Consider the following 3,645-nt stretch of genomic DNA (forward strand, 5'->3'; position numbering starts at 1 on the left):
TCTTGAAAGAAGTCCAATTTCCGATTGAGTATGGAAACTTGGTAGAAAACCTCTACCACCTCCTCAATACTCGAACAGTCAAAGGGAATTTACTAATTGAGCAGTTGGTCAGCGATGGCTTGATTCCTGAAGACAATCGCTACCACTTTTTCAACGGAAAAAGTCTAGCTACCTTTAACTGCCATGATGTGATCCGTGAGGTGGTCTATGTAGAAAGTCGAATTGATAGCGATCAGGATGGTCTTCCAGATTTGGTCAAGGTCAATATTATTCGCCCACGCTATGAAGGAAAAATTCCAGCCGTCATGACTGCTAGCCCTTATCACCAAGGAACCAATGACAAGGCTAGCGACAAGGCGCTCTATAATATGAATGTGGACCTCGAGGTCAAAGAACCTCATACCATCCAAGTAGAAGAACCTCAATTAGAATTGGTGGATCCTGTCGGTTCAGCTCAACTAGTCTCTGAGGCTGAAGAAACCCTCACTCATATCAACTCCAGTTATACCCTCAATGACTACCTACTCGCTCGTGGCTTTGCCAATCTCTACGTCTCTGGTCTTGGAACCAAGGATTCCCAAGGCTTGATGACCAACGGGGATTATCGCCAAATCGAGGCCTATAAAAATGTCATCGACTGGCTCAACGGACGCTGTCGTGCCTTCACAGACCACAGTCGCCAACGCCAAATCAAGGCTGATTGGTCTAATGGCAAGGTTGCTACGACAGGCTTGTCCTACCTAGGGACCATGTCCAATGGACTGGCTACCACCGGTGTCGATGGCCTAGAAGTTATCATCGCAGAAGCCGGTATCTCTTCTTGGTACAACTACTATCGCGAAAACGGACTCGTGACGAGTCCTGGTGGCTATCCTGGAGAGGATTTTGATTCACTCGCTGAATTGACCTATTCACGTGCCCTTCGGGCTGGAGACTATCTCCGCCACCATGCAGCCCATGTCGCTGATTTGGAAGAGGTTAAGAAGCAATTGGATCGCAAAACAGGTGACTACAACCAATTCTGGCACGACCGCAACTATCTCCTTCAGGCAGACAAAGTCAAGGCAGAGGTCGTCTTCACTCATGGTTCCCAAGACTGGAACGTGAAGCCCCTCCATGTTTACCAAATGTTCCAAGCCCTTCCAGCCAACATCAAGAAACACCTCTTCTACCACAATGGAGCCCATGTCTATCTCAACAACTGGCAGTCCATTGACTTCCGTGAGAGTATGAATGCCCTCCTCTCTAAAAAATTACTGGGCTATGATTCAAGTTATGAATTGCCAACCGTCATCTGGCAGGACAATACAGGAGAGCAAAGTTGGACCTCATTGGAAGACTTTGGCAATCAAACAGCACAGCGGGCCTTCCCACTCGGAGATGGTGAGAAAGTCATCCAAAACCGCTATGCGACAGAAGACTATGAGCGCTATGGCAAGGCCTATCCGACCTTCTTAACCGACCTCTACCAAGATAAGGCCCAACAAGTGACCATTGATCTTCCGATCGAAGAAGACCTGCACCTCAACGGAAAAGCTCGCCTTCACCTGCGACTCCAATCTAGCACAAACAAAGGCCTGCTTTCAGCCCAACTCATGGAGCTAGGAAGCAAGAAATACCTCCAACCCTATCCAGCTGTCCTATCCGTCCGCACCCTTGATAACGGTCGCTACCATATGCTAGACAATTTGACCGAGTTGCCATTTAAGGAAGCCGGCCAACGAGTAATTACAAAGGGGTATCTCAACCTTCAAAACCGTCATGACCTCTTAGAGGTTGAGGCCGTGACGCCAGGGGAATGGATGGAACTCGACTTTGAACTCCAACCAACCATCTACAAACTGGAGAAAGGCACTACTCTTCGTCTCGTCCTTTATACAACTGATTTTGAGATCACCGTCCGCGACCAAACGGACTACCAACTCACCATTGATCTGGCCAACTCCAGCTTAACCCTTCCTGAGATGGATTAAGGAATTTCATGCTTTTTCCTTGTCGTCCCTTCCCTTGCTTGATTTGACAGCCTTGCCTACTTATGATAATATCTAAGAGAGTATTTCATAGAAAAAGAGTTTAGAGGATATTATGGCTATCGAAAAAACAGTCAGCGAAATTGCTGAAATTCTAGGAGTTAGTCGCCAAGCGGTCAATAACCGTGTCAAGGCCCTAGATCCTGAAGATACAGAAAAAAATGATAAGGGAGTTACCGTCGTAACCCGTAGTGGCTTGATCAAACTAGAAGAGATCTACAAAAAGACCATCTTTGAAGACGAGCCAGTCAGCGATGATGTGAAACAGCGTGAATTGATGGAAATTTTGGTAGATGAAAAAAATGCCGAAATCGTCCGTCTCTACGAACAACTAAAAGCAAAAGACGACCAGCTAAAATCCAAAGATCAGCAATTAGCTAAAAAGGACGAACAGTTGCGTGTCAAAGATGTTCAGATCGCTGAAAAAGACAAACAGCTCGACCAACAGCAACAGCTAACCCTTCAGGCTATGAATGACCGTGAAACATTGAAATTAGAATTAGATCAAGCCAATGAAAAGGTTCAAGAACAAGAGAGTAAAGGCTTCTGGAGACGCGTCTTTGGTCGCTAAAAACTGACTTCGGTCAGTTTTTTCTATGCCTTTCCCTCCCCTCAACAATTAGAAAATCCAAAAACATCCATTAGATGAAGGAGTTCCCTTGAAAGAATTAAGCAACTATGTCTCCTTTGATTTAGAATTTAATCAATTTGAAGGAAAGTACCACATTATCCAAGTTTCTGCTGTCCGTTTTGTAGATGGCCAAGAAGTTGCCCACTATGATTCCTATGCCTATACGGATAAACCACTAAAGAGCTTTATTAATGGCCTCACCGGGATTACATCTGATAAAATCCTCCAAGCTCCCCCACTCGAGCAGGTCCTAGCGGAGTTCCGAGATTTTGTTGCAGATAGTCCCCTCATTGGATACAATGCCATCAAGAGTGACCTCCCTATCCTAGCGGAAAATGGGCTAGAGTTCACAGACCAATATGCTGTTGATGTCTTTGAAGAAGCTTCTAAACGCCGGCCTTCTGACCTCCATGGGATCAAAAATTTGCAGCTCCATACAGTTGCTCAGTTTTTAGGAGTAGCTGGAAAATCGCATGATAGTCTAGAAGATGCCCGTATGACTGCCCTTGTTTATGAAGCCTTTCTCGAATCAGACCGGGCCCGGCAACTCCTAACCGAACAAGAATCCTTTTCTACCTCTCCTTTTGGTGGATTGGACCTCTCCAATTTTTTTAACGACTAAAAAAACCTCTATCATCTGATAGAGGTTTTCTCTGTATGCTTAGAATGGTAATTTACCAGCAAAAGCTCCCAATTTTTTCTTGGTTGCTGCATCAATTTCTTCAATGGCCGCATTGATAGCTTGAACAGTCATATCAGAAAGAGTTTCTGTATCTTCTGGGTCCACGACTGCCGGGTTAAATTCGATGGATACCACCTTTTTATCACCTGTCAAGGTAGCGACAACCAAGTCCTGAGCAGACTTGCCAACAAATTGAGAAGCAGCCAATTCTGCCTGACTTTGTTCCATTTGTTTCTGAAGCTTTTGTGCTTGCTTCATCATATTTTGCATATTCATCATAATGTTTTCTAGATTCCTTTCGT

At 45.1% G+C, this 3,645-nt stretch carries 4 protein-coding genes; 3 read left to right on the forward strand and 1 reads right to left on the reverse strand.

The window, feature by feature from the left end:
• The 3 genes from RCH62_RS08340 to RCH62_RS08350 form a co-directional block, all read left to right on the forward strand.
• The coding region (locus RCH62_RS08340; RefSeq protein ID WP_306475017.1) for a Xaa-Pro dipeptidyl-peptidase at positions 1–1,973 on the forward strand (1,973 nt) is incomplete at its 5' end.
• Positions 1,974–2,085: 112 nt separating this feature from the next.
• Positions 2,086–2,601 (forward strand): DUF536 domain-containing protein, encoded by a 516-nt coding sequence (locus RCH62_RS08345; protein ID WP_154857256.1) that lies wholly within the window; start codon positions 2,086–2,088, stop codon positions 2,599–2,601.
• A gap of 88 nt (positions 2,602–2,689) precedes the next feature.
• Positions 2,690–3,283 carry a 3'-5' exonuclease gene (locus RCH62_RS08350; protein WP_306475018.1) on the forward strand — a complete coding sequence of 198 codons (594 nt, stop codon included), beginning with the start codon at positions 2,690–2,692 and terminating at the stop codon, positions 3,281–3,283.
• Between the two features lie 39 nt (positions 3,284–3,322).
• Here RCH62_RS08350 and RCH62_RS08355 read toward each other — a convergent pair whose 3' ends face one another.
• Positions 3,323–3,622: a YbaB/EbfC family nucleoid-associated protein gene (locus RCH62_RS08355; RefSeq protein ID WP_048690824.1), complete on the reverse strand. Its 300-nt coding sequence runs from the start codon at positions 3,620–3,622 to the stop codon at positions 3,323–3,325.
• Between the last annotated feature and the right edge of the window lie 23 nt (positions 3,623–3,645).

Origin of the sequence: Streptococcus sp., from assembly GCF_030825805.1 — a bacterium.
In the GTDB taxonomy this organism is placed as follows: Bacteria; Bacillota; Bacilli; order Lactobacillales; family Streptococcaceae; genus Streptococcus.

Excerpts from the sequence above, each read along its gene's own strand:
- RCH62_RS08355 (WP_048690824.1), bottom strand. The coding sequence starts at position 3,622 with ATGATGAATATGCAAAATATGATGAAGCAAGCACAAAAGCTTCAGAAA.
- RCH62_RS08345 (WP_154857256.1), top strand. The coding sequence starts at position 2,086 with ATGGCTATCGAAAAAACAGTCAGCGAAATTGCTGAAATTCTAGGAGTT.